The sequence below is a fragment of the Photobacterium rosenbergii genome (assembly GCF_033022775.1).
In the GTDB taxonomy this organism is placed as follows: Bacteria; Pseudomonadota; Gammaproteobacteria; order Enterobacterales; family Vibrionaceae; genus Photobacterium; species Photobacterium rosenbergii_A.
This window is the reverse complement of sequence record NZ_JAWJZI010000002.1, coordinates 125,642-151,791: the sequence shown is the minus strand read 5'-3', so window position 1 is coordinate 151,791 and position 26,150 is coordinate 125,642. Positions and strand designations below refer to the sequence as shown.

22 protein-coding genes and 2 tRNA genes are annotated in these 26,150 nt (G+C 42.1%); 3 read left to right on the top strand and 21 right to left on the bottom strand.

Features of this window, described 5'->3' with window-relative positions:
• Positions 1-252: 252 nt before the first annotated feature.
• Positions 253-2,364, bottom strand: a complete 2,112-nt coding sequence (locus R2X38_RS04940) for a sodium:proton antiporter (protein ID WP_317521043.1) — start codon at positions 2,362-2,364, stop codon at positions 253-255.
• Positions 2,365-2,528: 164 nt separating this feature from the next.
• On the opposite strand from R2X38_RS04940, the gene R2X38_RS04935 reads away from it, so the two are divergent.
• Together R2X38_RS04935 and R2X38_RS04930 are read left to right on the top strand one after the other, a co-directional pair.
• Complete coding sequence (locus tag R2X38_RS04935) at positions 2,529-4,073, top strand: long-chain fatty acid--CoA ligase (protein WP_317521042.1); 1,545 nt, start codon at positions 2,529-2,531, stop codon at positions 4,071-4,073.
• Between the two features lie 136 nt (positions 4,074-4,209).
• Positions 4,210-4,986, top strand: a complete 777-nt coding sequence (locus R2X38_RS04930) for a DUF3108 domain-containing protein (protein WP_317521041.1) — start codon at positions 4,210-4,212, stop codon at positions 4,984-4,986.
• A 2-nt stretch (positions 4,987-4,988) separates the two neighbouring features.
• On the opposite strand, the gene R2X38_RS04925 is transcribed toward R2X38_RS04930, so the two are convergent.
• From R2X38_RS04925 to R2X38_RS04905, 5 genes are read right to left on the bottom strand one after another with little or no spacing between them, the layout of a single operon-like run.
• Complete coding sequence (locus tag R2X38_RS04925; RefSeq protein WP_317521040.1) at positions 4,989-5,240, bottom strand: hypothetical protein; 252 nt, start codon at positions 5,238-5,240, stop codon at positions 4,989-4,991.
• Positions 5,227-5,802, bottom strand: coding sequence for a gamma-glutamylcyclotransferase family protein (locus R2X38_RS04920; RefSeq protein WP_317521039.1), 576 nt, complete (start codon positions 5,800-5,802; stop codon positions 5,227-5,229). Before R2X38_RS04920 ends, R2X38_RS04925 begins: the two co-directional genes overlap by 14 nt.
• Positions 5,803-5,831: 29 nt before the next feature.
• Positions 5,832-6,785: a biotin-dependent carboxyltransferase family protein gene (locus R2X38_RS04915; protein WP_317521038.1), complete on the bottom strand. Its 954-nt coding sequence runs from the start codon at positions 6,783-6,785 to the stop codon at positions 5,832-5,834.
• Complete coding sequence (pxpB, locus tag R2X38_RS04910; protein ID WP_317521037.1) at positions 6,767-7,492, bottom strand: 5-oxoprolinase subunit PxpB; 726 nt, start codon at positions 7,490-7,492, stop codon at positions 6,767-6,769. Before pxpB ends, R2X38_RS04915 begins: the two co-directional genes overlap by 19 nt.
• Positions 7,479-8,228, bottom strand: a complete 750-nt coding sequence (locus R2X38_RS04905; RefSeq protein WP_317521036.1) for a 5-oxoprolinase subunit PxpA — start codon at positions 8,226-8,228, stop codon at positions 7,479-7,481. Before R2X38_RS04905 ends, pxpB begins: the two co-directional genes overlap by 14 nt.
• A gap of 431 nt (positions 8,229-8,659) precedes the next feature.
• On the opposite strand from R2X38_RS04905, the gene R2X38_RS04900 reads away from it, so the two are divergent.
• The gene (locus R2X38_RS04900) at positions 8,660-9,007 is read left to right on the top strand and encodes a hypothetical protein (protein ID WP_317521035.1); all 348 of its coding nucleotides are present in this window, start codon (positions 8,660-8,662) and stop codon (positions 9,005-9,007) included.
• A 60-nt stretch (positions 9,008-9,067) separates the two neighbouring features.
• On the opposite strand, the gene R2X38_RS04895 is transcribed toward R2X38_RS04900, so the two are convergent.
• The 15 genes from R2X38_RS04895 to nspC all read right to left on the bottom strand — a co-directional run bounded on the left by R2X38_RS04895 (position 9,068) and on the right by nspC (position 25,913).
• Positions 9,068-9,143: transfer RNA gene (locus tag R2X38_RS04895), tRNA-Gly, on the bottom strand.
• Positions 9,144-9,146: 3 nt separating this feature from the next.
• Positions 9,147-9,220 (bottom strand) — tRNA-Cys (locus R2X38_RS04890).
• Between the two features lie 179 nt (positions 9,221-9,399).
• Positions 9,400-9,735, bottom strand: coding sequence for a hypothetical protein (locus R2X38_RS04885; protein ID WP_317521034.1), 336 nt, complete (start codon positions 9,733-9,735; stop codon positions 9,400-9,402).
• A gap of 563 nt (positions 9,736-10,298) precedes the next feature.
• Positions 10,299-10,628 carry a hypothetical protein gene (locus R2X38_RS04880; protein ID WP_317521033.1) on the bottom strand — a complete coding sequence of 110 codons (330 nt, stop codon included), beginning with the start codon at positions 10,626-10,628 and terminating at the stop codon, positions 10,299-10,301.
• Between the two features lie 303 nt (positions 10,629-10,931).
• Positions 10,932-11,267, bottom strand: coding sequence for a hypothetical protein (locus R2X38_RS04875; RefSeq protein ID WP_317521032.1), 336 nt, complete (start codon positions 11,265-11,267; stop codon positions 10,932-10,934).
• Between the two features lie 95 nt (positions 11,268-11,362).
• A complete protein-coding gene (locus R2X38_RS04870) occupies positions 11,363-11,680 on the bottom strand; it encodes a hypothetical protein (protein ID WP_317521031.1) in 318 nt (105 codons plus the stop codon).
• 65 nt (positions 11,681-11,745) lie between these two features.
• Positions 11,746-12,069 carry a hypothetical protein gene (locus tag R2X38_RS04865; RefSeq protein ID WP_317521030.1) on the bottom strand — a complete coding sequence of 108 codons (324 nt, stop codon included), beginning with the start codon at positions 12,067-12,069 and terminating at the stop codon, positions 11,746-11,748.
• 1,051 nt (positions 12,070-13,120) lie between these two features.
• Positions 13,121-13,483: a hypothetical protein gene (locus tag R2X38_RS04860; protein ID WP_317521029.1), complete on the bottom strand. Its 363-nt coding sequence runs from the start codon at positions 13,481-13,483 to the stop codon at positions 13,121-13,123.
• 86 nt (positions 13,484-13,569) lie between these two features.
• Positions 13,570-13,875: a hypothetical protein gene (locus R2X38_RS04855; RefSeq protein WP_317521028.1), complete on the bottom strand. Its 306-nt coding sequence runs from the start codon at positions 13,873-13,875 to the stop codon at positions 13,570-13,572.
• Positions 13,876-14,270: 395 nt separating this feature from the next.
• The gene (locus R2X38_RS04850; RefSeq protein ID WP_317521027.1) at positions 14,271-14,627 is read right to left on the bottom strand and encodes a hypothetical protein; all 357 of its coding nucleotides are present in this window, start codon (positions 14,625-14,627) and stop codon (positions 14,271-14,273) included.
• Positions 14,611-22,092 (bottom strand): RHS repeat-associated core domain-containing protein, encoded by a 7,482-nt coding sequence (locus tag R2X38_RS04845; RefSeq protein ID WP_317521026.1) that lies wholly within the window; start codon positions 22,090-22,092, stop codon positions 14,611-14,613. The genes R2X38_RS04850 and R2X38_RS04845 overlap by 17 nt, the downstream gene beginning before the upstream one ends.
• The gene (locus R2X38_RS04840; protein WP_317521025.1) at positions 22,092-22,421 is read right to left on the bottom strand and encodes a hypothetical protein; all 330 of its coding nucleotides are present in this window, start codon (positions 22,419-22,421) and stop codon (positions 22,092-22,094) included. Before R2X38_RS04840 ends, R2X38_RS04845 begins: the two co-directional genes overlap by 1 nt.
• A 223-nt stretch (positions 22,422-22,644) precedes the next feature.
• A complete protein-coding gene (locus R2X38_RS04835; RefSeq protein ID WP_317521024.1) occupies positions 22,645-22,998 on the bottom strand; it encodes a hypothetical protein in 354 nt (117 codons plus the stop codon).
• Between the two features lie 345 nt (positions 22,999-23,343).
• The gene (locus R2X38_RS04830; RefSeq protein ID WP_317521022.1) at positions 23,344-23,679 is read right to left on the bottom strand and encodes a hypothetical protein; all 336 of its coding nucleotides are present in this window, start codon (positions 23,677-23,679) and stop codon (positions 23,344-23,346) included.
• Between the two features lie 1,094 nt (positions 23,680-24,773).
• On the bottom strand, positions 24,774-25,913 hold the full coding sequence (nspC, locus tag R2X38_RS04825) for a carboxynorspermidine decarboxylase (protein WP_317521021.1): 1,140 nt from the start codon (positions 25,911-25,913) through the stop codon (positions 24,774-24,776).
• Positions 25,914-26,150 lie beyond the last annotated feature (237 nt).

Below are 26,150 nucleotides of genomic sequence, written 5' to 3'. Positions count from 1 at the left end.
AATAATAGTCCTGATATTGTCACATTTATCCGCTAAGGGTCGATTTTACGCACTTTAAAATTCAAAGAGTTACTTTCGGCATTTAAGTCTGTTGATTTGGCCGTTTCATATTCAAAATATAATTTCCTGAAATATAAAACATATCTCTGCCACAAAAATTATTTTTTACCTAGAGAGAAAAATCTCCGCCACCACTGTTCGGTGTTTACTCGGCAGACTGGAAAGCGCCCAACGATTGCCGGTCACCATAGGCTAAAAATAACGGGATGTGCGGTGCAGGAGCTTAGTTCGGCTGAGTAATCCAGTAATGCGCCCCGGCAACAAAGAAAAGTCCCCTCTTCGGGCATGCATCAATTCGCTGCTCAACTCTTGTAACATAACATCGGCTATACCCTCTGTCAGGGCACCGGCTCGCACCTGCCGCTTTATGGCCTGGCATTGAATGTTGATGACCAGGGATTTTAGTTGCTGGGTCCCCAAAGACCGAATCGATTCGGGGTAGATATCCTTTATCTTATTCATTTGCGACTCAGAGCTAACCAACCAGCTCTGGTAGAGCTCCTTGGCCCTTGGTATTTGTACATCTGCAATCTCATCATTTCGCTCCATATCCTTTAGGACGTTCAACAAATGCTTGCAGCTCTGGGCTCGTCCCCAAGCTTCGAGGTACTCCTCTTTTCCGTACCAACGACGAAATTCTTCTCTCCCGAGAAAACAGCGCATCAGCAAATTGTTAGGCTTTGAGCGGTTCATCAGGAATTTATGTTCCGGCAGTGGATAATCATGTCGCAGGGCATCAAGTTGTTGCAGAATAGACGCTCTGAGGCGCAAAAAAGCACTTTCTGACAGATAGCCGTTTTCTGATAACTGATGTAGGAAAGTGTTTTCAATCATAAAACAGCGGGTCAAAAACAAACGCCAGTCAGTCTCGAGATCGAGCTTCTCGACTCGCTGTTCTTTTAACTCCGATGAGAGCCGCACAATTGCCGCATCAATGCTGCGCAGCATATCATCAAGGGAGGTTGAGTTAGCAGCCTGCGTTTGCTTGATTTTCTCCAACTCTGACTTTGCCTTATGGTAGGCACTGAGCCACCCTTCCATACGCATCAGTTGATGGCTTAGTTCAGGCTTGTCGAGCTTGAGACGCTGCACAAGGCGCCCCATCGTAAGGCCCTGCACAAGTATGGTGAATAACACTGCTCCGGTGGCCAGTGCCACGAGGGTCTCCCCGAGCGCAAAAGTGTGCTCAAGGCTCAACGCCAAGGCGAGGGTCACCGCTCCGCGCAATCCCCCCCAGAACAGTAAATGGCGTAGGGGATAGCTAATTGGGTGACTATTGCGAGAAACACGCCCAATCAAGGGAGTCAGGCCATAGATCAAGGCAGCTCGGGAAAACAGCATGGCAAAGAGCACCACCAGCAGGATCGGCCCGGTTTCCATGATGACCCCGAGATCGGCCCTGAGCCCTACCAACAAGAAAATCAGAGAGTTAGCTGCAAAGGCGGTATATGACCAGTAGTGCTCCAAATAGCGGTAAGCTGAGGTCGAGAGCCTGGGCCGCCCAATACTACCCATCACCAGCCCTGCTGTTACTGTTGCCAGTATCCCACTCCCGCCCAACACATTGGCCAGTAGGTAAGAGCCATAAGCCAGTACCAGTGTCAGGGTAATTTCGACAAAAGGCTGATCATCGACCTGTCCGGCAATCCAGGAAAATGCCACTCCCAGCACGCCGCCGATCACAATACCGGCCATCACGATAACGACGAAACTTAACAGACCTGACAGCACCGCATCGGGCATGCCGATCCCCGTAAGTAACGCCGCCAACAGAAGCTTGGTAAGGATAATAGCGGTTGCATCGTTGAACAGGCTTTCTCCCTCCATCAACAAGGTCAGATCTTTGGGGGCACCCAGCTTTTTGAACAGGGCGATGACCGATACCGGATCGGTAGCGCTGAGCAAAGCTCCGAGCAAAAAAGCGACTTCCCAAGATAAGGGGGTGAGTAGCGCCACAATAGTGCCGATGAGCAAAGTGGTTATGACTGTGCCGGGTACGGCCAAGGTAAAGATCGCTAACCAGTTATATCTGAGGCGGTTGGCATCCAGATTAAAAGCCGCTTCAAAAATCAGCGTGGGCAACAAGATCACCAGAATGATCTCGGTCGCCACATCCGGTTGGGAAAAGTGATCCAGCCCAGCCCACGAGTCCACACCACTAGCGTGAAGCAGTCCCCCGGCGATGACCAGTAAAACTGTAAATGGCCATTTCAATCGGTTGGCAATCAGCAACAAAGCCGCGGCCAACAACATCATTCCCACCAAAGCGGCTATTAGCGGACTGGTAGATAAGCCATGTTCCATTTGCATTACCTTGAGATCTAATGAGCCCTAAGCCAAGTATACTGCTGAAGTTTTGTACGGTAACCACCAAGATTGATCAAATACTTATTTTCGGTTGGTATTCGCTAGCCGTGGCTTTTTAGAGGGATTAAAATCAATAACAAACACTCAAAGCAGCTTAGTCTATGTATAACCTAGCCACCAACCTTGAACGCAACGCCGATTTCCGATCACACGACACCGCTTTGATTTTCAATGATGAGAAAATCAACTTCCGCACTCTGAACAACATGGTCAATGCCATAGCCAACCACCTTTGTGAAATTGGTATTAAAGCTGATGACAAGGTGGCCATTTCTTGTCCGAATATGCCTGCTTTTGTTATCGGCTATTACGCGATTCAAAAAGTTGGGGCCGTCACTGTTCCACTCAATATCATGCTCAAAGGGCCTGAAGTGGCCTACCACCTCAATGACTCCGACGCAGTGGCTATCATCAGTTTCCAGGGAAACAGCGCACTACCAAGTGGTAACCATTGTTTCGAAGGATTTAGTCAAACCCCTGGTTGCCAACATTTCATCTCTATTGAATCCGGCAGCGGCGAACCTTTACCTGAAGGTGCCTACAGCTTTAACCAATGGCTCAATACCGGAAGCAAGGACTTCGAAGCGGTATACCGACGCGCAGAAGATACCTGTGTGATCTTATATACCTCTGGTACCACAGGACGCGCTAAAGGGGCTGAGCTCAGCCAGAGCAACATGCTGTGTAACGCCCAGGCCTGCCAAGCTCTAACGAACCAAAAAGGCTCTGATGTCAGTATCGCCATCCTGCCGCTGTTCCATACCTTCGGCCAGTCGCTCATCATGAACACTTCAATGCTGGCCGGTAGCGCTCTGGTTTTGATCCCGCGCTTTGTGCCCAAAAATGTCTTCCAGCAAATGCACAAGCATAAAGTGACACATATGGCTGGTGTTCCTACCATGTTCATGGGGCTGCTTGCCTTTGCTGAAAAACATGGCAACGCTGATATTGATGAAATCGCAAATAACCTCAAAGTCGCCATCTCGGGCGGTGCCTCTATGCCTGTAGAGATCCTTAAGCAGTTCGAAGAGAAACTAAAAGTACCCGTCATCGAAGGTTATGGCTTATCCGAGTCCTCGCCAGTTGCCGCTTTCAACCACCTGGAGTATGAGCGTAAACCTGGCAGTATAGGCCAGCCTTTGCCAGGCGTTGCCATGAAAGTTGTCGATGACAATGGCGAAGAGGTTCCCCGTGGCAAAGAAGGTGAACTCCTTATACGTGGTCATAACGTGATGAAGGGCTATTACAAGAAACCTGAAGAAACGGCTAAAACCGTGGTCAACGGATGGCTCCACACCGGTGATATCGTTCGCATGGACGATGAAGGCTATGTATATGTCGTCGACCGCTTGAAAGAGGTGATCATCCGTGGTGGCTTCAACATTTACCCTCGTGATATCGAAGAAACCTTTATGGCCCATCCGGATGTTCAGATGATTGCTGTCATTGGCGTTCCTCACAAGACATACGGTGAAGAAGCTAAAGCCTTTATCATCCTGAAGGAAAATGCGGCTGTCACAGCAAAAGAGCTGGTGGCTTGGGGTAAAGAACGCCTCGCTGACTACAAATACCCGCGCTTGATTGAAATTACCGAAGAGTTACCAATGACAGCGACGGGAAAAATCCTCAAGCGCCTGCTTAAATAGCCAGTCTAAATAACCCGGCTCAATACCTAAAACTCACTTCTGGCCTGTTATTAAGACAGGCCAATTTGGCATATTAGTGCCCGCCCTGCTAACTTAATTACATTGTCTAGCGCGATTTAGTTGAGAAGGTGCGAGTGTGCGGGTGATACCTTATATCTTTATATTGGCCTACCTCAGCCCTTTCACTTCTGCCATGGCTCATGCCGAGCCGCCCCCGGCCTTCCATCAGTGTACGAAAACACTGACGTATCAACTATTTTTCAACAATTTGAAAATAGGCCAGATGACCCGAGTATTGCGCTGGCAGGACAAACAAGCGCAAATCAACGCTTATAGCAATATCGAGGTACTAGCGACCAAAACCCGCTTCAACCAACAAAGCCAAGTCTATTGGTCGGAAGAACAGCAAAGTTTCCTGTCTAAAGGTTTTCGCCGGGAAGTAAAAGGCTTGCTAGGCGGCAGCTCTAATGTCTTATTCAAAAATGATGGCAGGTCGTCCAAAGTCACCGTCGATGGCAAAGTCTCCTCGTTCACTAGCGACACCCTGCCCCTGCTCGATGCAGATGCCATTGGTAGCCAAATGCGATTGGGGTTAATCGAAGGCAAAACCCAATTTGAGTACAACCTGCAAGATACCGACGATGTAAACCGCTACTACTTTCAAGTAAAAGGCAAAGAAAGGATTAATTCCAACTTTGGCAGCATCAATGCGATTCGGGTTGAGCAAATTAGAAAGAGTGACCGTCAATTTGTCATGTGGTTCTCACCAGACATTGATTACCAATTGGTACGTGCCACCTACAAACGCAAAATATTGGATCTCAAGGCCGTAATGCTTAGCAATAAAAAGGTGTGTCCCCCGGCAAGCCAGTTTTCAATGAACACGGCCATGCCCGCCCCGAACAACGACTGAGCCTACTTCATCGAGACTTTACCCCCGATCATTTTCAGGGCGGGAGCGCCTCGAATTAACGTATCACGGGCAAAAGTTTGTTCGCAGCTGGGGCACACTCCTTCTTGCAGGGTAAAGTCTTTGACGATCCGCTCTTTAAAGCATTTCACCAACGCCCCTTTGCCACCTTTACGGTATTTGTACAACTTGGCTTTACATCCTGCACAATAGATTTCAACAGTTTTGGTTGGGCCTTTTTTATTAGGTTTTGCCATGATGATGCTTTGTTCTTACCTGCGACAGAAGTTGATCGATATGTGCGAGATGATCCTCATGCACACCGACATGGTTGCCATATTTAGGTTGGTGACGATCATTTTCCAGAGGATGATGCCAGCCAATTGTCGTCTCGACAAATCTGTTGGCAAAGGAACTCGATATTGACAGGCAGCCTGCTAATACCGTATCGACATAGGTCTGCATGATCGGCTGGAGAGGACAAGGAGGTTCATGATCCTCTTTGGTGTAAACCCAAACCGGCAAATCCCCGCTTAAAGGTTGCTGAGATTTAACCTGAGCAGGATCAAGCTCTATGCGACGGTAACCTCTTTCGCGATGATCAAACTGCTGCAATACTTTTTCATCCACTTTGACAAGCACACCATTACAGTGGCCATCACCCAGTGCTGCGACCAAGGGGGAAATACGGTAAGAGCCATCGACCTTGCCCCAATGGCGTTGCAACCCATGGACGGTGGCTGGCTGGGCTTCTTTTGCCTGGCCGGTTAGCAAACGTGATGCGTGGTTAATCAAACTGCCATAACCAAAAATATACATAAAACTGCATTTACCTCTCGAACGCTCACTCAAAGCGATAAACCAAAAAAACGCGAAAACTGCTGCCATTGCTCAATGACTTCTGCCAATGTAGCACGTTTAAACATGACTTCGGTACCCGGTCTTGCCTGCGCCAGTCTAGGTAAATCAATCCGGGCCACACAGCCTAATTTGGGGTATCCACCAAGTGTTTGTCTGTCATTGAGCAAGACAATGGGTTGACCATTGGGAGGAATTTGAATCGCCCCAAGTGCTATCCCTTCCGACACAATCCCTTCAACCTTCGCATGAATTGGCTCTCCTGCCAGCTTGCAGCCCATACGATCTGTTTCCTGACTAACAGTATAGTGCCCCGAATAAAAGCGCTGCTTGTTACTATCTGAAAAGCTTGCCTGCTGGTAGGACTCTATCACCCGCAACTGGATGGGCTGATTGTAGTCGGGAATAAATCGCGCAGACGCTTGGCGGCTAACCGACAGCCTATCTTGCTGTTGCAAGGCACTCACTGATACCTGCCTTGCCGATAAGGTATCCCCTTTTTCAAGACCTGTTCCTTGGTGCAAGCCACCCAATTGGTTTCGCGGTACACAGGAAGCACTACCAAGAATAATAGGAACCTTAAACCCGCCCTGAACAGCCAAATAGGCCCTAAGCCCTGAGCGAGCAAAACCGAACACGATCCGCTGTCCTTTTCTTACCTCAATGCTTTGCCACATAGGTAAAGGGACACCATCTAGCTGCGGTTGCATGTCCGCGCCTGTCACCGCGATGTGGCAGTCTTGCAGGACATGGAATTCAGCTTGACCAAGCGTAATTTCCAACATCGCACTATTGGCATCATTGGCTAGCAGATAATTAGCCCAGCAAAACGCATGCAGATCAACTGCGCCACCCTGGCTTAAACCCTGCGCCCCCGCACCATAGCGCCCGGTGTCTTGGATCAAAGTAAGCATACCCGGCCGGATCACTTCCATTGTGGGCATAACTGTCCTCCTTGAGCGATGAACTCGTCCTTGGGTATTGGTGAAAATTGCACCTTATCGCCAACTTGAAAAGGCGTCATGGGTGATTGGTCAGGCTGAAATAAAATCTGCGGGCAGTTGCCGATAATCTGCCACCCACCCGGAGAATCATTTGGGTATACCGCCGTTTGCTGATTGGCGATGCCTACACTGCCAGCTGGGACCCACTTACGTGGCTCGCTATGGCGAGGGGTCGCGATGGACTCATCAACCGATGCAAGAAAGGCAAAACCCGGCGCAAAGCCGATGGCACAAACCGTGTAAACCTGTTGGCTATGGCGTTGGATAACCTCTTCAACACTCATCCCTTTAGCGTGCGCCATCGAGGCTAAATCAGGGCCAACCTCGTTTCCGTAATATACAGGCAGAGAGATTAGCTTTGGCTGATAATCCTTGTACTCCAATGCGTGCTCGGTAATGTCACTGGCTTGTTCTATATGTGCAGAATAAGAGGCCAGCACACCAGCAAGCTGCTCGTAGCTCATCATATCGGGGCGGTACTGGATCAACACCGAGGTATAAGAAGGGATCACCTCGATCAAAGCGGGATGCGATAAAGATTGCAGATAAGCGACAAACTGGCTGATCTTTGGAGTAAGCGAAAGATCAATGTGATCACCAAAATACACTATCGCATTGCACTCAGAGACGGCTTCAACCTTGAACATTGGCCAGATCCTCTGCAAGCTGCCGGACCACCGCTATCGACTCGTCATTGTCGCCATGCACGCAAACCGTGTCGACATCAAGCACAAGCGTCTTACCGTCGATGGTGGTTATTTTTCCGTTGGCTAGCTCAGCAACCTGCTGACGAATCCTTTGGCTGTCATGGTAAACCGAACCGGCTTGCGACCTGGGTACCAGTAAGCCTTTGCTATCGTAAGCCCTGTCGGCAAAACCTTCGAACAGCAACTCTACGTTACGCTGTTCCGCTAACTTGATATATTGCTGATTATCGCGCCGCGCTAAGATCATCAGTTTCAGCGCCGTGGAGCGGTATGGGTTTAAATCAGCAACGGCACTGAGAATCGCTTCGAAGATCCACGGCTGTGCCATCATGTCGTTGTAAAGGGCACCGTGCGGTTTAACATAGCTAACAACACCGCCGTATAACTGGCATAGCGCATCGAGCGCACCAATTTGATAGGCGACCAATCGGGTAATGGCCTCGGCACTATGGGGGATAGAACGGCGCCCAAACCCACTCTTGTCGTCGTAGCCTGGGTGGGCACCAATCTCGACGTTATCTTCCACCGCCAATTGTATGGTCTTGGCCATATGATCAGGGTCTGAGGCGTGGAATCCACAGGCAATATTGGCCATGTCGATATATGGCATGACGTCGGCATCCTTCCCCATCGTCCAGCTGCCAAAGCTCTCGCCCATATCACAATTGAGTTTCATATCTGCTCCCTGCTTACACCAAAGTTAGTTTGTTAATTTCCAAACTAAGTGGTTGATATTAAATCTACTCGAATAAGTATAACAAATTGATTATTACTAACCGACTTAATTAATGAGTTACCTATATTTGTTTTCTAGTGCCCAGCATAATAGTCCACTGGCCGGTTTAACAAACGAATTGGGTGCCGTCAGCGCTCTCGATGTATTAACCAAAGGTAGTAATCTGTACCCAACAACAAAGCCTGTTTAGAAAAGTATTTCTTAAGAAAACCTTGCTTTAATTGTTTAGGTAAAGATCATTTATTATTAATCCTCGTTTGTTATTAGTTGATAGACCCCAAGTGATAAATAAAATATAAAATAATCGATTGCTACTATATTTTTTAAGCTCTATCGTAATAGCTGTTACTAGCAAATAATGGATAAAGCAGATGAAATTTTATAATTTATTATGGTCGTGCGCTTTAATCACAGCTTTCGCAGTGAATGCGGCCGAGAATTCTTCCCCGATGAAAGTTAAATCGATAGAATCCAGATACAGTGGCGCGCATGCGTTGTATGGTTCTAGCACTATACCGGATCAAGGTTGTACGCTTAAAGATAGGGGGATAATCGTTGAAACAGATGCTGGAAGTAAGACAATGATTTCGGTTGCATTGAGTGCTTTAGTATCTGGAAAGCAAGCCATTGTTCAAGTTTCAGGTTGCACTATGATTTCACCAGGGCATGGTGTCGAAACTGCCCCGAAAATAACAAAATTCCACATGCTCGCTGAGTAAGTTTAACAGCTAAGTCGCAACGAAAAAGCCCCAGCATTTCTGCTGGGGCTTTTCTATATTTGGAGCGACACACGAGGTTCGAACTCGTGACCTCAACCTTGGCAAGGTTGCGCTCTACCAACTGAGCTAGTGTCGCAAATGGAGGCGCGTCCCGGAGTCGAACCGAGGTCCACGGATTTGCAATCCGCTGCATAGCCACTCTGCCAACGCGCCTTCAATACCTACGAGGTGTTCCCCGTTGCGGTATGGGGTGCATTCTACGGATTGAGCTAATCGAGTCAACAAGAAATTTAGGGAAACATTGTCAACTGGTCGTTTTACCAGCAAAGGCGACCAACTCGGTGGGATTTTAGGCGAAACATCTTCTCAATAGACTTTGGTGCGCCTGTTTTCTAGCTGTCAATCATTAAATAGACTAATTCACAATCATCGCTATTTTCAGCGATCCTCAGATTTACCTCTTTTTGGCTTGCCAATGCAGCTAACGCAGCCGAATATATCTCGTCAAACAGCATATGATTTTGCTTTAAGGTCATATAAACCCCTTCCCTAAGATTACAATTTAATACTTCTGAAGGGGAATCACTTGGCCTGATCCAAATCTCACCGGTTGAAAGGTGAGTCAAATAAATTCTATCTATGGTTCCATAACAAGAGTTGGAATTGCAGGCTCCAAATACATATGGTGTCATAAAAAACAACATGGCAGTTATTAGTAGGTTTTTCATTTTTAATTCCTTTTCAAATTTTAAGCCAGATAGCTTGAATTTGGAGACTAGTTATCTTGTTATTTTAATCGCTCCCATATTGCATCCCCACTGGTCATTAGAGTTGTCTGCGTAAATAACAACAGGTTGCTGGGTTGTCTGGGCAGTTAATGCTGTTGACAATAACATTGACACACCATTCTCTGTTTGATGGATGTTATTTGGATTGGAGTTCAAATAGACATATCCCACTTTATTCACTTCCCCACCCTCACATAAATCATGCTCGGCCTAAATATAAAAAGCACCATTTTGCAGCACAGTGACATCAGTAATAGTTGTTTTTACGCCTCCATTGTACCAGGCAAGTACTGAGGAGGAAAATAAGGTAAATAAAGCAATAATTATTTTCATTATAAGCCCTTCAATTAAGCAATTTTTATCTTTGGTAATATAATCGAATTTATATTATCATCACTATAAAAAAGATGAATATAACTTTCACGTCAGTCTATAATGCGCATTATTTGTTAATAGTAAATTCCATATATATCGCCATAGAAAAGTTACGTCAATACAAAACTTTAAAACCTTACGGCTTTAACAAAAGGAATATTCGAACTGTCACATTCATAGCGCAATTTTACGGGTTGCCCAGATGTTTTTGCAGCAAGGAAAATTGAAAATTTGTGATCAAATTCTAAAGCAGTGTTTCTCGACATTAAATATCGAGTTGGATACGTTTTATCGCTGCATTGATGCTCACCTCCGTTGCTTTCCAACCATATGTGAGCCTCTCCATTTGACCATGAATAGACATGCTCTACCTTGTAGTAACCATCATTATCAATCATTTGAGCTGTGGCACTCACTGAGGCCAGTAATAACATAGAAAACATGGTCTTGTTAAACATACTTTATCCTTTTTAATAAAACGATTTTATAAATTTCAACAGCTAGTCAGCTAAAAGGTGTATGTGCTGGCCAACACACTCTGTGTCATTATCATTGATAACAAAATTAACCTTTTTACCACTAGCTAGTGCCGCCATTAATGTCGCACAGACAACTTATTATTTTCTTCTCTTTCTTGAACTTAATCCTTATCCCCTGAGAGAGGATAGGTTTTTCGAAGCTAAAGTGAAGTAGAACTAGATAATTTTAATTGTGGGCAATTTAGGTGTTAATAGTATCATTCTTAATCAAGAATAAACAGTTTACTTCCAAACAGAGACTTGGGTTGCATTACTACAATCGTCATAATGTGAGAATGTATTAACTATCTGCCCTGTTGTAAACGCAGCTAAAACGATAGACTTGATACCAGTTAATCTGGATGGATCAAGAGAACTTCTGAAGACTATATAACTACTTTGCTCCGTACCGCTATGTTCACTTTCTCCTTCTGAATAGTCGATCACAATACGATAATCATTATCGTTCCACCCGCCTTCCAGTATAGATTTAATTTTCCCTTTACCACATGAACCAGCACTAGCTGAATTTGTACTAATCAATAACATTAGTAAGATAAATACTTTTATTCCTTTCATCTATCACCTCAAAAATCATCACCTTCACTTATACAGTATAATTAACATCTTTCGCACTACGCTTCATGACAAAAAATCTACTTATTCAATCACATCTATTGTAAAATTGCAGCCCAAGATCCAGATGGATAATTCTCTACGCAGTCACCTGTGTCATGCCTTATTCTTAAGGTCTTATTTGATACTAACGCTGAAAGAGCTATCGACATAATATTATTTGCAACTGGGTTATGTATCTCCCATACAAACTCTTTTATATCCCCACCACATTCATAATTTTTGGGGAGTCTATCTACTTCAATATATATCCAACCATGTTGGGCATGTGCACCAACTCTTTTAACCGTGTAGTTTTCATTGTCAGCAGTCGCTTTGAATGAAAAAATTAGTAATAATATAAAGCAGTAACGCATTTTAATACAACCTTTATCTTTATTAATATATTAAGTTAACTTTTTTAGTATACGAACAATTCGATCTACTCAATGGCACGAATCATAATGAAATTTAGTTCTTCAATATCATTCCTGCACACACCATTCGACTGAATGGTCACTCTTTTACTCGCCATAAGCGCCGCTAATTCCGTACTGTGTTGAACTGTGTTTACGATAGTAAAACGATCCTTAATATTTGTATCACTGCAAGGAGAGTCTGATATATCTACATTTATATACAATGTATTGTATGCATCACCAATTGCCTCTGATTGTATTTTTGTAATATTTCCAGAGTATGAGCCAGATACTACATCCACACTAAAAAATATAGCATTAATCAAGACGATGTTTAATAACCTCATAAATATCCTTTCTTTATAGTTATGATTAAAATCATAATAACCTGTTATTAATGTAATAATTTACTGTTGGAAAATAACCAATACGATCTACTTTCTCAAATTAACTTGCACTACATGTAGATAAAAATAAAAACTTCAAAATTAATTTAAAGATCATACCAACGCTACAATCACACCCAAAAATCATTCTCCATATGATAAATATATCAAAAGTACGTTTTCACTTCCTAAGAAAAACATTAAAAAAGCTCAATACTTTAACTATTACAAACCATTAGTTATTTTGAATGACAATGTACTAATCATAAATCCTAAGTATGTGTGCATCGGTTTTAAAGTCAGTAATGGAGTAGTCATGATTGTTATGAGGGTATGCAATCATTACTTCCCTTCCTGAAGCTCGTGCGGCTAATAACGCAGAATAATGCTCTTTTGTACCATCATTGACATTCAAGCGACCTAACCTTCGCAATGATGCATCAACCTGTTGGTATAAAATGGCCTCGCCTTCAACTTGAATACGCTGAATTTTTGCTTTATCTCAATCCGTACGAGCGCGCTTGAATTAGCCGCTGTAAATAGTAGAAAAACCGTAGCCAGAAACTTTATAAACATCACTATCCATCCTTAATAATTCGACTTAATTTAAACTTACTATGTTTTCAATTTAAAAAAAGTAACTATTCTCTTTAAGGAAAAGCATTACGCTTTGCAATAATAGAATCCCGCTCACTTTATAGAAATTATTTTCATGCCTTGATAAAATAAATAACATTAAATTGATATTTAATCATTCCCAATATTTCTATAAGCAACAATAGTAAGTGAAGCATGTTTTATTCACTCAACAAAGTTACAGCTCCAAGATTTAGTTAAAACACGAATTTATGATAAAAATCACATCACTACATATAACTCATTGCAATATCAACCTGGGCGAAGATAGTTTAATTAATGTAATACCTAAAGACACAATATGTTGTATTACATCAACAATCGTAAAAAGGCTATTAACCCAATAGTAAATCAGGCTAATAATGAGCAATGAAGATCATTCAAAACTGATAGAATCAATTTGACAAAAATTAAATTTTGTAGAGCCTTTCCAAATTATATCATTATAAACTTGAAACCTTACTTTTTGCTTGGTTGTATAAGCTGTTAGCAAGAATGATGTAATAGTGCTATAACCGGGAGCTGCAGGTGTTAACCATACGCCATGTTCGCAAGCAGCTAAGCCTGTCACAGTCCAAACAACTATATCAGAACCATTTCGACCTGCGACTGCACCATAATCATCATATGCAAACATTTTATCAATTTGGCCAATTTTCGTTGAAACAATCTGTGCGTTTACAGGAAGAGATAAAAATAGGCTAAGTAACAAAATATATTTCATAATCTTAAATTTCATAAGCTTCACCACATCGTTTATAATTACAACTATCAAAAAATCCATTAAGGCAACAATAGCTCTAAGATTTCATTGCTCAATAATTCTTATCGCATTCGAATACCTGCGATTTTTGGATAACCATTTTCATCACAGTTATATGCCAAAGAAACTGATTTCCCGGCACTAAACGCAGTTAGTAAAAAAGAAACATGGTGACTTTTCACTGAGTCCGCAACAAACCGAGTTTTGTAATTCGTATCTGAGCACTTATGATCCTGACCATCAGATAAATATACATCAATCGTTGTATCCCAAGATTTCACTTCTTTTATTGTCACATAACCTTCAGTATTTATCGCTGATACTGAGGTTGTGAACATCAATGCTGCTAGGTAAGCATACTTTTTCATTTATCCCTCTTTACATTTTTATATATAGTCTGACAGGTACAATAGCCAGTTTTATTGTGTAATACTACAAATATTGATATAGTTTTTCTCTACTGGCCCATCCATTTTAGCTCTGATGTGCGACTTTTAATCACTCGTACCGGTAGCACATTGGCTAAACAATATGGATCGCGTGAAGTCTTAACATTTGGTAAAAGATAAAAAATCACATGCACAATTAACCATTTATCCCTATATTTATAAAATTGCTTTTCTCGTGTCAGATTATTAACTAACACACAAAATAAAAAGTTCGATAAAAATTATACAATTAAAAGAAGCAAGAAATAATCGAAATATATAAAATAATTTTCTAATGTCATTTAACTAGAAAAACATTGTCAATATTTTAACTTTTACTTTCTAGTGTAAATTGTTACTTCATTATCACGAATCGCTTCAACCCACGTATTTTCTTCTTCATCAACTATCAATATAACCTTTTTCCCTTCCTTTATCCTATCGTCAAAATTACTGTAGCATTGCGCAACATCAGGTTTAATATTTGAGCTATAGCTTACTGATGGTTCATTTACTTTATACCAATTAATCTCAAAGCTATAGCCAAGTCGTGACTCTGGTATGCATTTGTAACTTGATATTATAACCGGTACTTCTATACCCTTGACTTTTTTTAAATCGAACTGAGAGATAACTAACAAAATTACTATGATTGTTAGAAAAACATTCGCTATATTATTCGTTATTCTCATTTCTATATGTGTCTCTTATCGTTATAGAGTAGCCAGCAGTGTCAGTTAAATTACCAATTGAGAAAGCCTGCTTGAAATTAGTACCTCCTAGGTAATAAAAAGTTTTAAATGCCCCAGGAGCAGAAGTCCCTATTGACATATATATTACACTATTTTTTCCTATTGAAACTGCATTTTCATTACTTGTAAACAAGCTTGCTACGTTTTCAACCCCTTTTGCTATATCATTCTGTCCAGTCCAACGGCTCTTCAAAGATGTAGCTGATATAACTGCACCAACACAACCAATCTTAGTTACTGCTAAACAGTCCACAGTGCCAACTATGATCCCCCCTGTGTCTACAGCTACGCCGAGTGGATCATCTACAATTGGTTGGATGGTTTTTGCTTGCGCATAAGCTTCAGCTTTAGCAATTGATAATTTCGCTTTCTCGAGCTGATGAGCAGATTTATAAGAGTTAGCAAATGAAGCTAATGTATCATTCAATAACCTTGAGAATGCACCACTCACAGCCCCATTCTGGAACTTTCCACCTGATAACGCCGAAACTGTACCACCTATTACTGCGCTTGTTATTGCATTGTATATCTTTTGGGGTAGCGTTTGTGCTGTGGCGGCACCTATTGCTTTGAAACCACCCGCTAGCGTGATACTTTGCATTGCGAAGGCCGAAGTAAATCCATCTCCAAATTGACCGCCTTGCATTACAGAACTAAAGCCTCCGGCAGCACCATGAGCAATAGCTTTGGCAGCCATCTCAAGCCCAGAAGGATCCCAAGAGTGCATCGCTCCGAATGCAGCACCAGCAATTCCTCCAATTAATGCCGATTTAAACGATCGTCCAGTTATTGCACCACCTATCGCACCAGCAACGAAACCAGTAAGAGCTAATTGACCAGCACTTAACGTTCCTATTGCAGCAGCCCAGCCACCAGCTGCAACTGCTCCAGAGGTAGCTATATATGCAGCGGCATATGGAGCAATAACTGCAATAGCAATTGCTGCAATAGTCCTCCAATACTTCTTGATCTTCTTAAACAGCTTCTTGAAGAAGTGTCCGCTCGGATCCGTGTACTTCATCGGGTTGTTCAGTACATAGCTGTAGCGGTTGTAGGACTGGCTATTGCTCGGAGCCTGAATAAAGCTGTCCGCACTGATAAATCGGCCGATGGTGGCGTCATACATCCGGCCATTCATGTGGATGAGGTCAACTTCATCAACCTGCTCGTGGCCGGTATAACCACGATTGGTCATCAAGGCTTGCTGAGTAAAAGTTTCACCCGTATCCCAAACAAAGTTCCGCTCTTTACCCCAAGCATCGTAGTTCTTGCGATCAACGATATTGCCCCAGATATCAGTCACCAAATCAACCGAACCCAACGCATCGGAGTGGGTGTAACGCAGCTGCCTGTCTATTGATGCTTCAGTGCCATCCCTAGTTGATTTCTTGTCAATATTAATAGCTACCAGCTTGCCACCTGCATTGATGAACTGCTTATGCTCAACATCGCCATTGCTCAGATCGATACGTTCATAAGCCTTGCCCAGATACCAAGTTTTGTCACCATTGTGGTTAGTCTTCAGATACCTTGCCCGACTCGGATCATAACTAAAGGTTACCCAGTTACTTCCCTTGGTAATCTTGGTCGGCTTGTTAAAGCTACTCCATTCAAAGGTTTTACCGTCCCCTTGCTGCATATTGCCGTTCAAATCATAGCTGTAGGTACGATTACCCGCCCTGGTTACCGCATGGATGTGATTGGCATCTTGATAAGAATAATTACCGACATCTGACTTATATTTAATATTGCCATTGGTATGGTAATTAACATTATTTGTTTTATTAAACAGGGGATTATCTTTGTTTAATCCAATAGTGTCGATAATACGATTAGATTTGAGCCTATCCAGCTCGTCATAGTCATAACTTTCGGAAATACCCGTAACAATATCTTCTCGCAGCTTAACATTATCCATTGCGTCATAGCGGTAATGCAGCAAACGCAGTGCTTGCTTACCTTTATGAGTGGCAATATTCTGAAGCTGTCCGTTTCCTTCATTGAAGTCATATTGGTTGATAAGACCGTTACCGTAAGTTTCTGCGGCGATGCGCCCTTCTGCATCCAGGCTATTCAACTTCCAGTAATAGATACGATTATTTTGGATCTGCTCCTCAGTCAGTTCAGTTAACTGATCATATTGAGTCTGGTTCTGCTCACCCAAGTCATCATAGCGCGATGCAATCAACATGGTTTGCTTAGCCAATGTAACAAGCTGTGCAGCTGCGGCCGCATAGTTAGTTGCCTGCATCTGAGTATGATCTTCCACATACTCCAATCGCTGAATTTCTGAAGCAAGCTGATTCAGGCGTCCAAAATATGTCCGAACTAAATCATCATATATTTCAGGCATTACTTTACTAATGCCAAGCATGGTCAAATCATAGGTGCCGTCATTGTTGTAGTCACCGTAGAATGCAGTTTCTCCCGTCGCGGTTAAACTTGAAGCTATGCTTGCCCACTCTTCTAGGCTTACTTTACTTAGCTGGTTGCCTTGCAATTTCAAATGGTAGGCAGGCGGTGTTAACAAAGGAATACTGACATCGTTATGGATCAAGATGAAGTTATCAGGAACTTCTAGATAGACTTCTCCTGAAGGATGACGGTGCACAGTCAAGGTTTTATGGTTGACATCACGATTGATATCGCTCGTTCCGCCAGCAATATTCTGAACCTGATCCAGCAACCACTCATACTCATCACGACGTTGACCATATGTGATGGCCTGCCCCTCAAGCTCTCGGGCTTTATTGACATAATCAGATGCTTTCTCAAGCGCTTCGGTAAGTAAAGGCTTAATTACCTTGTTGTATTCTTCAGGACTAAACTGAAGGCTAAACTGGCTCGGATGGCCCCATACAGCGGTCAAGGCACCTGTTACCGCATCATACTCATTCTCTAGCGTGAAGTTGTTTGGGCGGATATCTTTAACAATACGCCCGTAATTATCATATTTAAACTCACGGCTAAATGTATGTTCAGTTGTAAAGACCTCCTCTTTATTCAACTGACCCAAATTGGTATACGTCAAGTTTTTCATGTAACCCGGACTTTCGACACGCATCAGGGCACCTTTCCAGATTCGGGCATTGTGCTTGTCGTAATACCAGTTAGCCTGAGTGAAAAGACTTTTGGGCTTGCTATTTTCAACCACTAGCTTTTCATCGACACGCTTGGTCATTCGGTTAAGGGCATCGTAAGTCATCTTGACGGTTTGCCCTTTAGCGTCGGTCTGGGTAAGCAAATTACCAAAAGCATCATAGCTGTACTGCCAGAAGCCTAGATCCGGATCCGATGTTGACTGCTTATTACCTGCGCTATCGTAGGTATTGGCTATGACTGAACCTTCGCTAGTAACCTTGGCCAGCTGTCCCGTAGGCGTGTACTCATTTTTGATAGTGCTCAAGCGAGATTGATCAACCTGAATAACCCACCCCATTGCATTCATATAGGTGGTTTTCTCACGGTTCAGGGCATCGGTTTCAGTAACCTTGAGCGGTGAATAGTCATAGCTAACATACACATCAGCCTTACCCGCCGGGCCAGGCTCAGACACCGAGCTGATCCGACCTAACGCATCATATTTTGTTTCAGAATACTGTGGCGTATCACCTTGGTAATATGGACGGCTAACTTTTACGATCTGGTTTTTGGTGTTGTAGAACGTATCAGTCAATATCCAACGCTTACCTCCTACTGATAATGTCGCTGTACGCCATTCACGTTTCATCTTGTCAAAAAACTGAATGGTTTCCCCGCTGCCTTCAACCTTGGTTACCACGCAGTAGACAATAAGGTTATTGGGTTTGAGGTTGCATTCCTGACGGCTAGCAGGTAGGTACTGAACCGTCGTATCTATCTGTGATGGTTTCCCTACCAAGGCTTCCTTCTTAACGACACGGCCAAACCCATCTAAATGGCTTTTTGCTACCAACCCATTAATATCAGTAAGCGTTGTCGTATTGTTGTAGCGTTCAGCTTCTTCGACAGATTTATGACCTAGAGCATTAGAGGTCTCAATAGTTACTGTATCGCCACTGAAAGTCTTGCTTGTCAATGATTCACGGCTTTTAACACCTTCCGTTCCAGCAAATCCACTGGTTTCTGAAGATATAATTTCTCCTTCTGAATTTCGGGTATATACCGTTGTTAGCTCTAGCGGTGTGCCTACTGCTGAAACTTCCTTCTCGAGAAGCCCTGTTGAGGAATTGTATTCAAACGCTGCCTTACGGACTTCGGTATTACCTGCTGGATCGGTGTGCATCGCCTCAGACGCAGTTAAACGGCCTAAGAGCCATTTGGACGTATCATTGGTATATGAGCTCTTCGTTTGCTTGGTAAACGTTTCAGCCTCAGATGTCACCGGGTTTGTTGCCGTTGTCGAAACCGTAACCAATCCGACATTCCCAAACTGGTCAACATCAGTATTATCAGTGGTAACCGAAGAAACTAGTACGCCTTCTTCAGTGAAACTTTGTTCAACCGATTGGGACTGGACAACCTGATAGATATCAGCTGTCGACATGACATTCTTGTACTTGGTTAGCGTTTGATAGCCAGCCGTGCTATCAACTTTAAAATGCTCTGGTGTCTCCCCCGATATCAATGAACGGACTTGGGCTATTTCTGTTGCGGATAAGCTCTGAACTCCACCATAATAGACTGGATATCCATCACTATTATATGAAACTGAATTTCCACGTGTTACCCGATAATACTCATTTGAAGGGATCACAACAGGAATCATGATGTCAGCCGCTATCGGTATAAACGTATCAGGTTTCTTTAAATACTCCTGACCATTGACTTTATAAAGTTCTAAATCTTCAACTTCACCGTTAGTTGGTACTGTTGACATTAGCGCTACAATTGTCTCAGTTGCAACCTGAGTATATTGTGTTGTCATGGGTGTTTTTTCCGAATCGTAGCTATAACTTGCTTTATTCAGTAATGACTCATCGCCCAAATATTCATATGTCTCTTTTACCGTACCAGAAAGTGGATAATACATGTTATTTACCGTATTTCTGGTTCTCACTAGATTCGAACCGATAGACTCCTTTTGTTCAATCCAGCTAAAGCCTGAAAAGCCCCGCCCTTGAGCATGGAACAGCGCTTTCCCATAGATAAACTCATAGCTATTTAATGTTGAAGCATCACTCCCGTTTTCTGTTGCCAGCTTGCTAACCACATACATTGGCCCTTTTGCATCCATATAAGGAAATGGTTTCGAAGGGATAATTGATTTTTTGACTATTCCATGACCGAAAGGAATACCAGACACATAGTTTTCTGCAAAAGCGGGAGTATACACAGACGGATCATTCAATGTTTTAAATTGAACGTAGGACTTATGTCCAAGGCCGTTGATCACGCTTGAAAGCGAAACGTTCTGGGGGGTAAACTCTGAATTTTGACTGCAGTTCAAATAACTGCCCGTGCCGCTTTTTTTACCCGTATGACGACAGTACTCAATATTGCCATCATTATTTGTATCAAGCCACCAGCGCTTTGTACTGTAACCCCAATCATCAATTTGGACGCTATAGTCACGAATCGATGTTTGGCCATCCATTGTGGAACAACGCATGAATATATTTGAGCCGCTTCCAACAGCTCGGCAATAATCTTGTTTACCATCACGGTTAAGATCTAGCCACCACCTTCTATCACTATAGCCCCAGTCTATATTGGCGATTTCAAAATCATATTTAAGATCTGAGACCTTTCCGACAGAGCCCAACGAACAACGCAGCCTGCTGTTTGGCCCAGAGCTGTCACCTACTGCCCGACAGTAATCACTGGCGCCATCGCCGTTAATATCAACCCACCAGCGTCTGTCTTCATATCCCCAATCATCAACATTGAAATCCTTGCTGGCTTGAATTTTGGCACCATTGAACATGTCGCAACGAAGGGTACCACCGACACCTGAATTAGCAATGCCTCTGCAATAATCTTGGAATCCATTTCCATCAAGATCAACCCACCATGACTTGTTTAAGTCACCCCAATCTGAAATAGAAAACTGCTTATTACTAAAAGACTTCCCGTCTTTATTGATACTGCACACCAGCAGGCTGCCATCTCTTCGGCAGAAATCCACCCGGCTATCACCATTAACGTCCATCCACCAGCGGCGATCGCTATCACTCCCCCACCCTCCAGGCATAGCAATAGACGATGTAGACACACCAGTGGTAGAGAATCTGGAACATTTCAGATTGCTGCCATCGATGAAGCAATATTCAGATTTGCCATCACTATCGATATCCAGCCACCAGTTTTGCTTTTTCTTGCCCCACGCTGTGTACGGGTGGTTAAATGCTTGCCCATTACCTAAATCACACTCAATATGGGTATTATATGTATTTTCGTACGGGCTACCACTTGTCTTGATCTTACAGAGATCAAGCTTTCTGTCTCCATCAACATCAACCCAATAGTTCAGTGGAGTATAATCAGAATGGCTCCAAGGAAAGCCTGATGTAACTCCCCATGACGTTTGCTTCTTTGTGGTTTTATCAAATTCTGTAGTTGCTTTATTTACCCAGTGAAACGTTGTCTCTGGTAAACAGTTAGAGTCCGCATCACAGTACTGTATCGATTTAATCTTAATTGGGGTATTAGCGTTAAAGTCACCATCATAATAGTTAAAATCATAGGTATTTTTTACTTTTCCATTTACTTCAACTTGAATGTTACTCAGCTTTTTATACTGCCTAATAATTTTACCATTGATTTTAAACTCAGTACCATTAATATTTAAATAACCGTGATCTTCATAATTAAAATCTATTTTGTAAATATCATAATCTATTTCAACGATGAGATTTTTTTCATCATAGAGATATTTAACCGGATTCTTCCCTGTCGTATCTGTAGAGGTACTTAACATCCAAGCTGAGTTCTCTGCATTACCTGAATAAGTCAGTACATCACCAGATTTAGTTTTTACAGTAAATTGACTACTACCATTTAGACTATCTCCATTTAGGGTAATTCTGCTGTATTGTTCGAGTTCAGTCTTATAAGCAGAACCACTTTTTCCTATTTGACCGGAGGTGGCAATAAGTCGCTCCCCATCTAAACAAAAGTTGTCTTCATAAGAATAACTTGGTGAACGCCTAAAGCCATCAGTCGCAACTGTTGAACCACAGCGAGTAATAACGCTCAAGCCAGAGATCGAGAAACCAGGGCCTAACACGCTATGGTGGGCACCTTGGCTGTTGTAGGTAATAGAGATTTGAGGAGTATTCCCCCCGCGACCTTCTGGCAGTTGAAGAGGGATCTGATACATTGCAACCCCAGAGTCAACAACCAGTTCACCAGGTAATGTGCCAACCGTACTAGCACTAGTAAATTGGCTTGTTGCGATTAAGAGGACAGTAAGAAATATACGCATTAGAATTCCTTATCCAGGCGCTGTTCTAGTGAAAGGATATCTTGCTCGATTTTATCTAGACTATAATTACTCAGGTCATCATTAATGTTGATGTTCTCAGATATTTCAGAATCGCTTTTTAAAACCAGCTCTCTAAGCTTTTTTACGCTAACTTGGGAGTTCAACTTATCAACTGTATTATCTTCAAAGAACAATTCGTCTTGTGGTGAATTTTCATCAATTAATTTAATCTCAGCATCTTCCTTGTCTATATACCAAAGGAAATAATTCACTCCTGAGATAACCAACACCGCAGCCAAAATATAATAAACTATTATCATCTTCTTCATATTATTATATCATTACTCGTTATTTTAATAGTTGAAATAAAACACTGAATAGCACTTTTATGGGTACAGAAAAAGTTTCAATTTAGAAAGGCAATCTAAACTGAAAATTTTTATCAAAAGTAAGTGGTCACCGAAAAAACCGGAGATTTATTTGATAAAACCCTCAAAGAATTCAAGTAATCCCCAAGGTTCTGTGCATATCTGGGGGGTTACCAAAGTTTAATTAGCTAATATAAGCAGATACAACAATTGGGGTATTAATATCCCACAGTTTTTTACAACCATCGAACCAAAAAGCAATGGGCTGATTTGCCATTTTAGCGCTTAGAATTAAAGAATACATGGCTTTACCTGCTTCATTGGATAAGTCCAAATAGACTTGCGAGGTTTCATTTGAACCATTACATTGCTGGTTATCTATCCATTTCTCCCCAACTCCAGCTTTAATCCTTATTAAATTGGCTTGATCTACTTTTATTTCCCCTACATTTCTATAACTTGAAAAATTTTCAGCATTTGCATGCTGAATTGAATAAAAAGATAGAAAAAAAAGAGCTAATAATTTAATGATTCTCATTAGTGAGTTCCTTAAAAGTAAAATTGTTGTATTTGGGTAATAAAAACATATTCATTAATTTTACATTATTTTTATGTCGACTAATTTAACAACCCATTCATCATTTGAATTAACCGCATAAAATTTGAATTGTTAGTATTATTGGGCGTGGCATTTCTATATATAACCAATATATTTATTGTTTAGTTAATTACACATACAATCTGTAACATAAATATAGAAGTCATTATCTTGTTATATGTTGACATTATTAATGTATGTGTTTGCACCACGGAAAGAAAATATTCTTTCTCATTACTTCAATATATTTTAACTAGTTATTCGGATAAAGAATATTACGTAATTTTACTGAGCGACACTGACCTTATTTAGTACAACCGAACCATTTGTTGCACAAGTCCCACCCTGAACATCCCATAATTTAACATGCTTTCCACTTGCTTTTGCCGTTAATGCTATTGAAAGCCAGCTTTTACAGACTTCAGGGCTAACATCGTTATAGACTATGGCTACACTACATATGTTAATGTAGTTGTTCTCAACCGGCCCATCCATTTTAAGCTCCAGTGTACCAGTCTTAATCACTCGCACAGATAGCACATTGGCTGAGCAGTCTAAGGCGAGTACGTTGCTTGATAACAAGCCTGAAAATATCATAGCAATGAAAATTCTATTCAACATTATATTATCCTTTAAAATTTATGGTAAATTATTACTATAATAAACTATTTCCCTCTAATTTTTGAAAGCTAGAGGTTATTTACTTTGTTATATATTCCAGAATTATACAGATAACTTTTTATCAGCTACTAAGTTTATGATTGCTAAAATTACTTGAATACATAAAATCTATTGATTGTTGGGCTACAACTTTTATCTTGATCACTATCTATATTAAATTTAATTTTTGTCTCGGCAGCAAAAAGTGGCCAATAAGCTACATGCTAATACATCATAATTAGCATGAGTTATGGATATAGAGAAACGTTTACCTTCATCGCAACTGCTTAAATCAGTATTTGCATAACTTGAAAGGAATGATAGCCCACCACTATGCGGCTAAACCATTAAAATCTCTGAATGATCGGACCACGGATCGGCCATTGCATTTATTGATACTAGCGCTAAGCCCAAAACTATATTCTCAATAGGAATTTTTACCCTTTGTATAGTAGAAAGAAATGCAGGGCCTTTCCTATGTTAGAGCCAAATCGAAGCTCTTATGTTAATCAGCCCGAATCATTGATAGTTAACACATTAACGAAAACTCATGCTACCGCCGAAGGAATTAAATCCCCACATGTTACAATTTATTTCAAATATTATAATAAAGTATAAAAACATTTCAAGATCAATAACTTAATTAAATAATGACGTCATTAAATTGACGCTCAATCTTAAAGTTGGTTATTAATGTATGGAATTACAGTAATTTCAGGTAATAATACCAATTTTAATTTTAAAAAATGCTTGTTTTAAAATATATGACTTATCAGCGGCAATTCATTGTCACAGCAATTTCATGAAGATTATATCTATCAATAAAAATCGGCACTGAGTTCATAAGTTACCTATTGCAAAATTCCTTCACGTATTGACTACTCATAGATATCTAGAAGAAATCTTTCATTCCAGAGGATGTATATATTCGAGCGTTGATATTTTGTTAGCCATGTGGGGGAAGTAGTGAGAGAGCTGTTAGCAGAACATTGCAGCGATGCCATCAAAAAAGGCCGCAAACGCGGCCTTTAACTTTTTCAATGAATCAAACCTAATTAACGCACCGACCACTGCGACAACGAGCGCTTGAAGTCATCGTAGCCAAACTCGTTCAGCATCTGGATATCGCCACTGCTGCGCTCGCAGTAGATGGATGGCATCTTCAAACCGTTGAACCAGTTTAGTTTCACCATGGTGTAGCCCGCGCTATCCATGATGTGAAGCTTCTGGCCAATTTCTAGTGGCTGTTCAAAGTTAGCGACACAGAACTGATCGCCAGCTAGGCATGAGCAAGAACCAATCACGTACTCGTGCTCACCATTTTCTGATGCTTCAAGTACTGAAGCTGGCTCATCATAGATTAGCGTATCTAGGCGGTGGGCTTCTGTCGCTGAATCGACAATCGCGGTCTTCTTAACGTTTTCCACGATATCAACAACGGTAACCACAAGGTCTGTCGTTTTGGTGATAATCGCTTCACCCGGCTCAAGGTAGAGCTGAACACCGTGTTTCTCGGAGAAAGCTTTCAGGGCTTGCGCCAGTTTCTCGATGTCATAGCCCGGCCATGTGAAGAATACGCCGCCGCCAAGACTGACCCAGTCTAGCTTGTCGAGGTGACTGCCGAACTGCTCTGAGATAGCGTCAAGCAGGCCGATGAAAGCATCAACATCTTTGTTCTCACAGTTCATGTGGAACATGACGCCATCAAGGTTTTCGAACACTTCCGGCTTGATGTGATCAGCCTGAACGCCCAAACGGGAAAATTGACGAGCTGGGTTTGCCAGATCTTGACCTGCGTAGCTCACCCCAGGGTTCAGGCGTAGGCCAATTGATGCTTTGCCTTCTACGATGTGGCGGTAAGCGGCTAGCTGGCTTTGCGAGTTGAAGATCATCTTGTCGCAGATGTCTGCTACTTCACGTACGTCATCTTCGCTGTAACCAACGCTGTAAGCATGGGTTTCACCGCCGAAGGTTTCGTAGCCCAGCTTCACTTCAAACGGACCGCTGCTGGTTGAGCCGTCAAGGTATGGCTTGATGATGTCGAACACACCCCAAGTCGAAAAACACTTCAGTGCCAATACCAGTTTTACACCTGAAAGCTCTTTGAGCAGCTTGGCTTTTTCCAAGTTGGCAATCAGCTTATCTTCATTGATCATGAAGTAAGGTGTTTTCAATTCTTCTTTCTTAAATGTCATTGTTCTGTTCCGCGTTCAGGTTTGTCTGCCTGATAGTTGCTTGAGATATTTCTCTGCTTAGTAACTCACTGCGTTCAGACAGGACAAAGCAAATAAATATCCCAAGCAACAACCAATCTATGTATCCAAACCCAATCAATCGTACTAAGAAGGGAGCAATCGCTGCTCCCTTCTGATATTACTTTCTAAATTAGGCAGTAATCATTAACCGCCAATTTGTATATTTTGATGATAATT

Excerpts from the sequence above, each read along its gene's own strand:
- R2X38_RS04940 (WP_317521043.1), bottom strand. The coding sequence starts at position 2,364 with ATGGAACATGGCTTATCTACCAGTCCGCTAATAGCCGCTTTGGTGGGA.
- pxpB (WP_317521037.1), bottom strand. The coding sequence starts at position 7,492 with ATGTTCAAGGTTGAAGCCGTCTCTGAGTGCAATGCGATAGTGTATTTT.
- R2X38_RS04855 (WP_317521028.1), bottom strand. The coding sequence starts at position 13,875 with ATGAAAAAGTATGCTTACCTAGCAGCATTGATGTTCACAACCTCAGTA.
- R2X38_RS04900 (WP_317521035.1), top strand. The coding sequence starts at position 8,660 with ATGAAATTTTATAATTTATTATGGTCGTGCGCTTTAATCACAGCTTTC.
- R2X38_RS04870 (WP_317521031.1), bottom strand. The coding sequence starts at position 11,680 with ATGCGTTACTGCTTTATATTATTACTAATTTTTTCATTCAAAGCGACT.
- R2X38_RS04845 (WP_317521026.1), bottom strand. The coding sequence starts at position 22,092 with ATGCGTATATTTCTTACTGTCCTCTTAATCGCAACAAGCCAATTTACT.
- nspC (WP_317521021.1), bottom strand. The coding sequence starts at position 25,913 with ATGACATTTAAGAAAGAAGAATTGAAAACACCTTACTTCATGATCAAT.
- R2X38_RS04925 (WP_317521040.1), bottom strand. The coding sequence starts at position 5,240 with ATGGCAAAACCTAATAAAAAAGGCCCAACCAAAACTGTTGAAATCTAT.
- R2X38_RS04875 (WP_317521032.1), bottom strand. The coding sequence starts at position 11,267 with ATGAAAGGAATAAAAGTATTTATCTTACTAATGTTATTGATTAGTACA.
- R2X38_RS04835 (WP_317521024.1), bottom strand. The coding sequence starts at position 22,998 with ATGAGAATCATTAAATTATTAGCTCTTTTTTTTCTATCTTTTTATTCA.
- R2X38_RS04885 (WP_317521034.1), bottom strand. The coding sequence starts at position 9,735 with ATGAAAAACCTACTAATAACTGCCATGTTGTTTTTTATGACACCATAT.
- R2X38_RS04840 (WP_317521025.1), bottom strand. The coding sequence starts at position 22,421 with ATGAAGAAGATGATAATAGTTTATTATATTTTGGCTGCGGTGTTGGTT.
- R2X38_RS04915 (WP_317521038.1), bottom strand. The coding sequence starts at position 6,785 with ATGCCCACAATGGAAGTGATCCGGCCGGGTATGCTTACTTTGATCCAA.
- R2X38_RS04905 (WP_317521036.1), bottom strand. The coding sequence starts at position 8,228 with ATGAAACTCAATTGTGATATGGGCGAGAGCTTTGGCAGCTGGACGATG.
- R2X38_RS04850 (WP_317521027.1), bottom strand. The coding sequence starts at position 14,627 with ATGAGAATAACGAATAATATAGCGAATGTTTTTCTAACAATCATAGTA.
- R2X38_RS04860 (WP_317521029.1), bottom strand. The coding sequence starts at position 13,483 with ATGAAATTTAAGATTATGAAATATATTTTGTTACTTAGCCTATTTTTA.
- R2X38_RS04935 (WP_317521042.1), top strand. The coding sequence starts at position 2,529 with ATGTATAACCTAGCCACCAACCTTGAACGCAACGCCGATTTCCGATCA.
- R2X38_RS04830 (WP_317521022.1), bottom strand. The coding sequence starts at position 23,679 with ATGTTGAATAGAATTTTCATTGCTATGATATTTTCAGGCTTGTTATCA.
- R2X38_RS04880 (WP_317521033.1), bottom strand. The coding sequence starts at position 10,628 with ATGTTTAACAAGACCATGTTTTCTATGTTATTACTGGCCTCAGTGAGT.
- R2X38_RS04920 (WP_317521039.1), bottom strand. The coding sequence starts at position 5,802 with ATGTATATTTTTGGTTATGGCAGTTTGATTAACCACGCATCACGTTTG.
- R2X38_RS04865 (WP_317521030.1), bottom strand. The coding sequence starts at position 12,069 with ATGAGGTTATTAAACATCGTCTTGATTAATGCTATATTTTTTAGTGTG.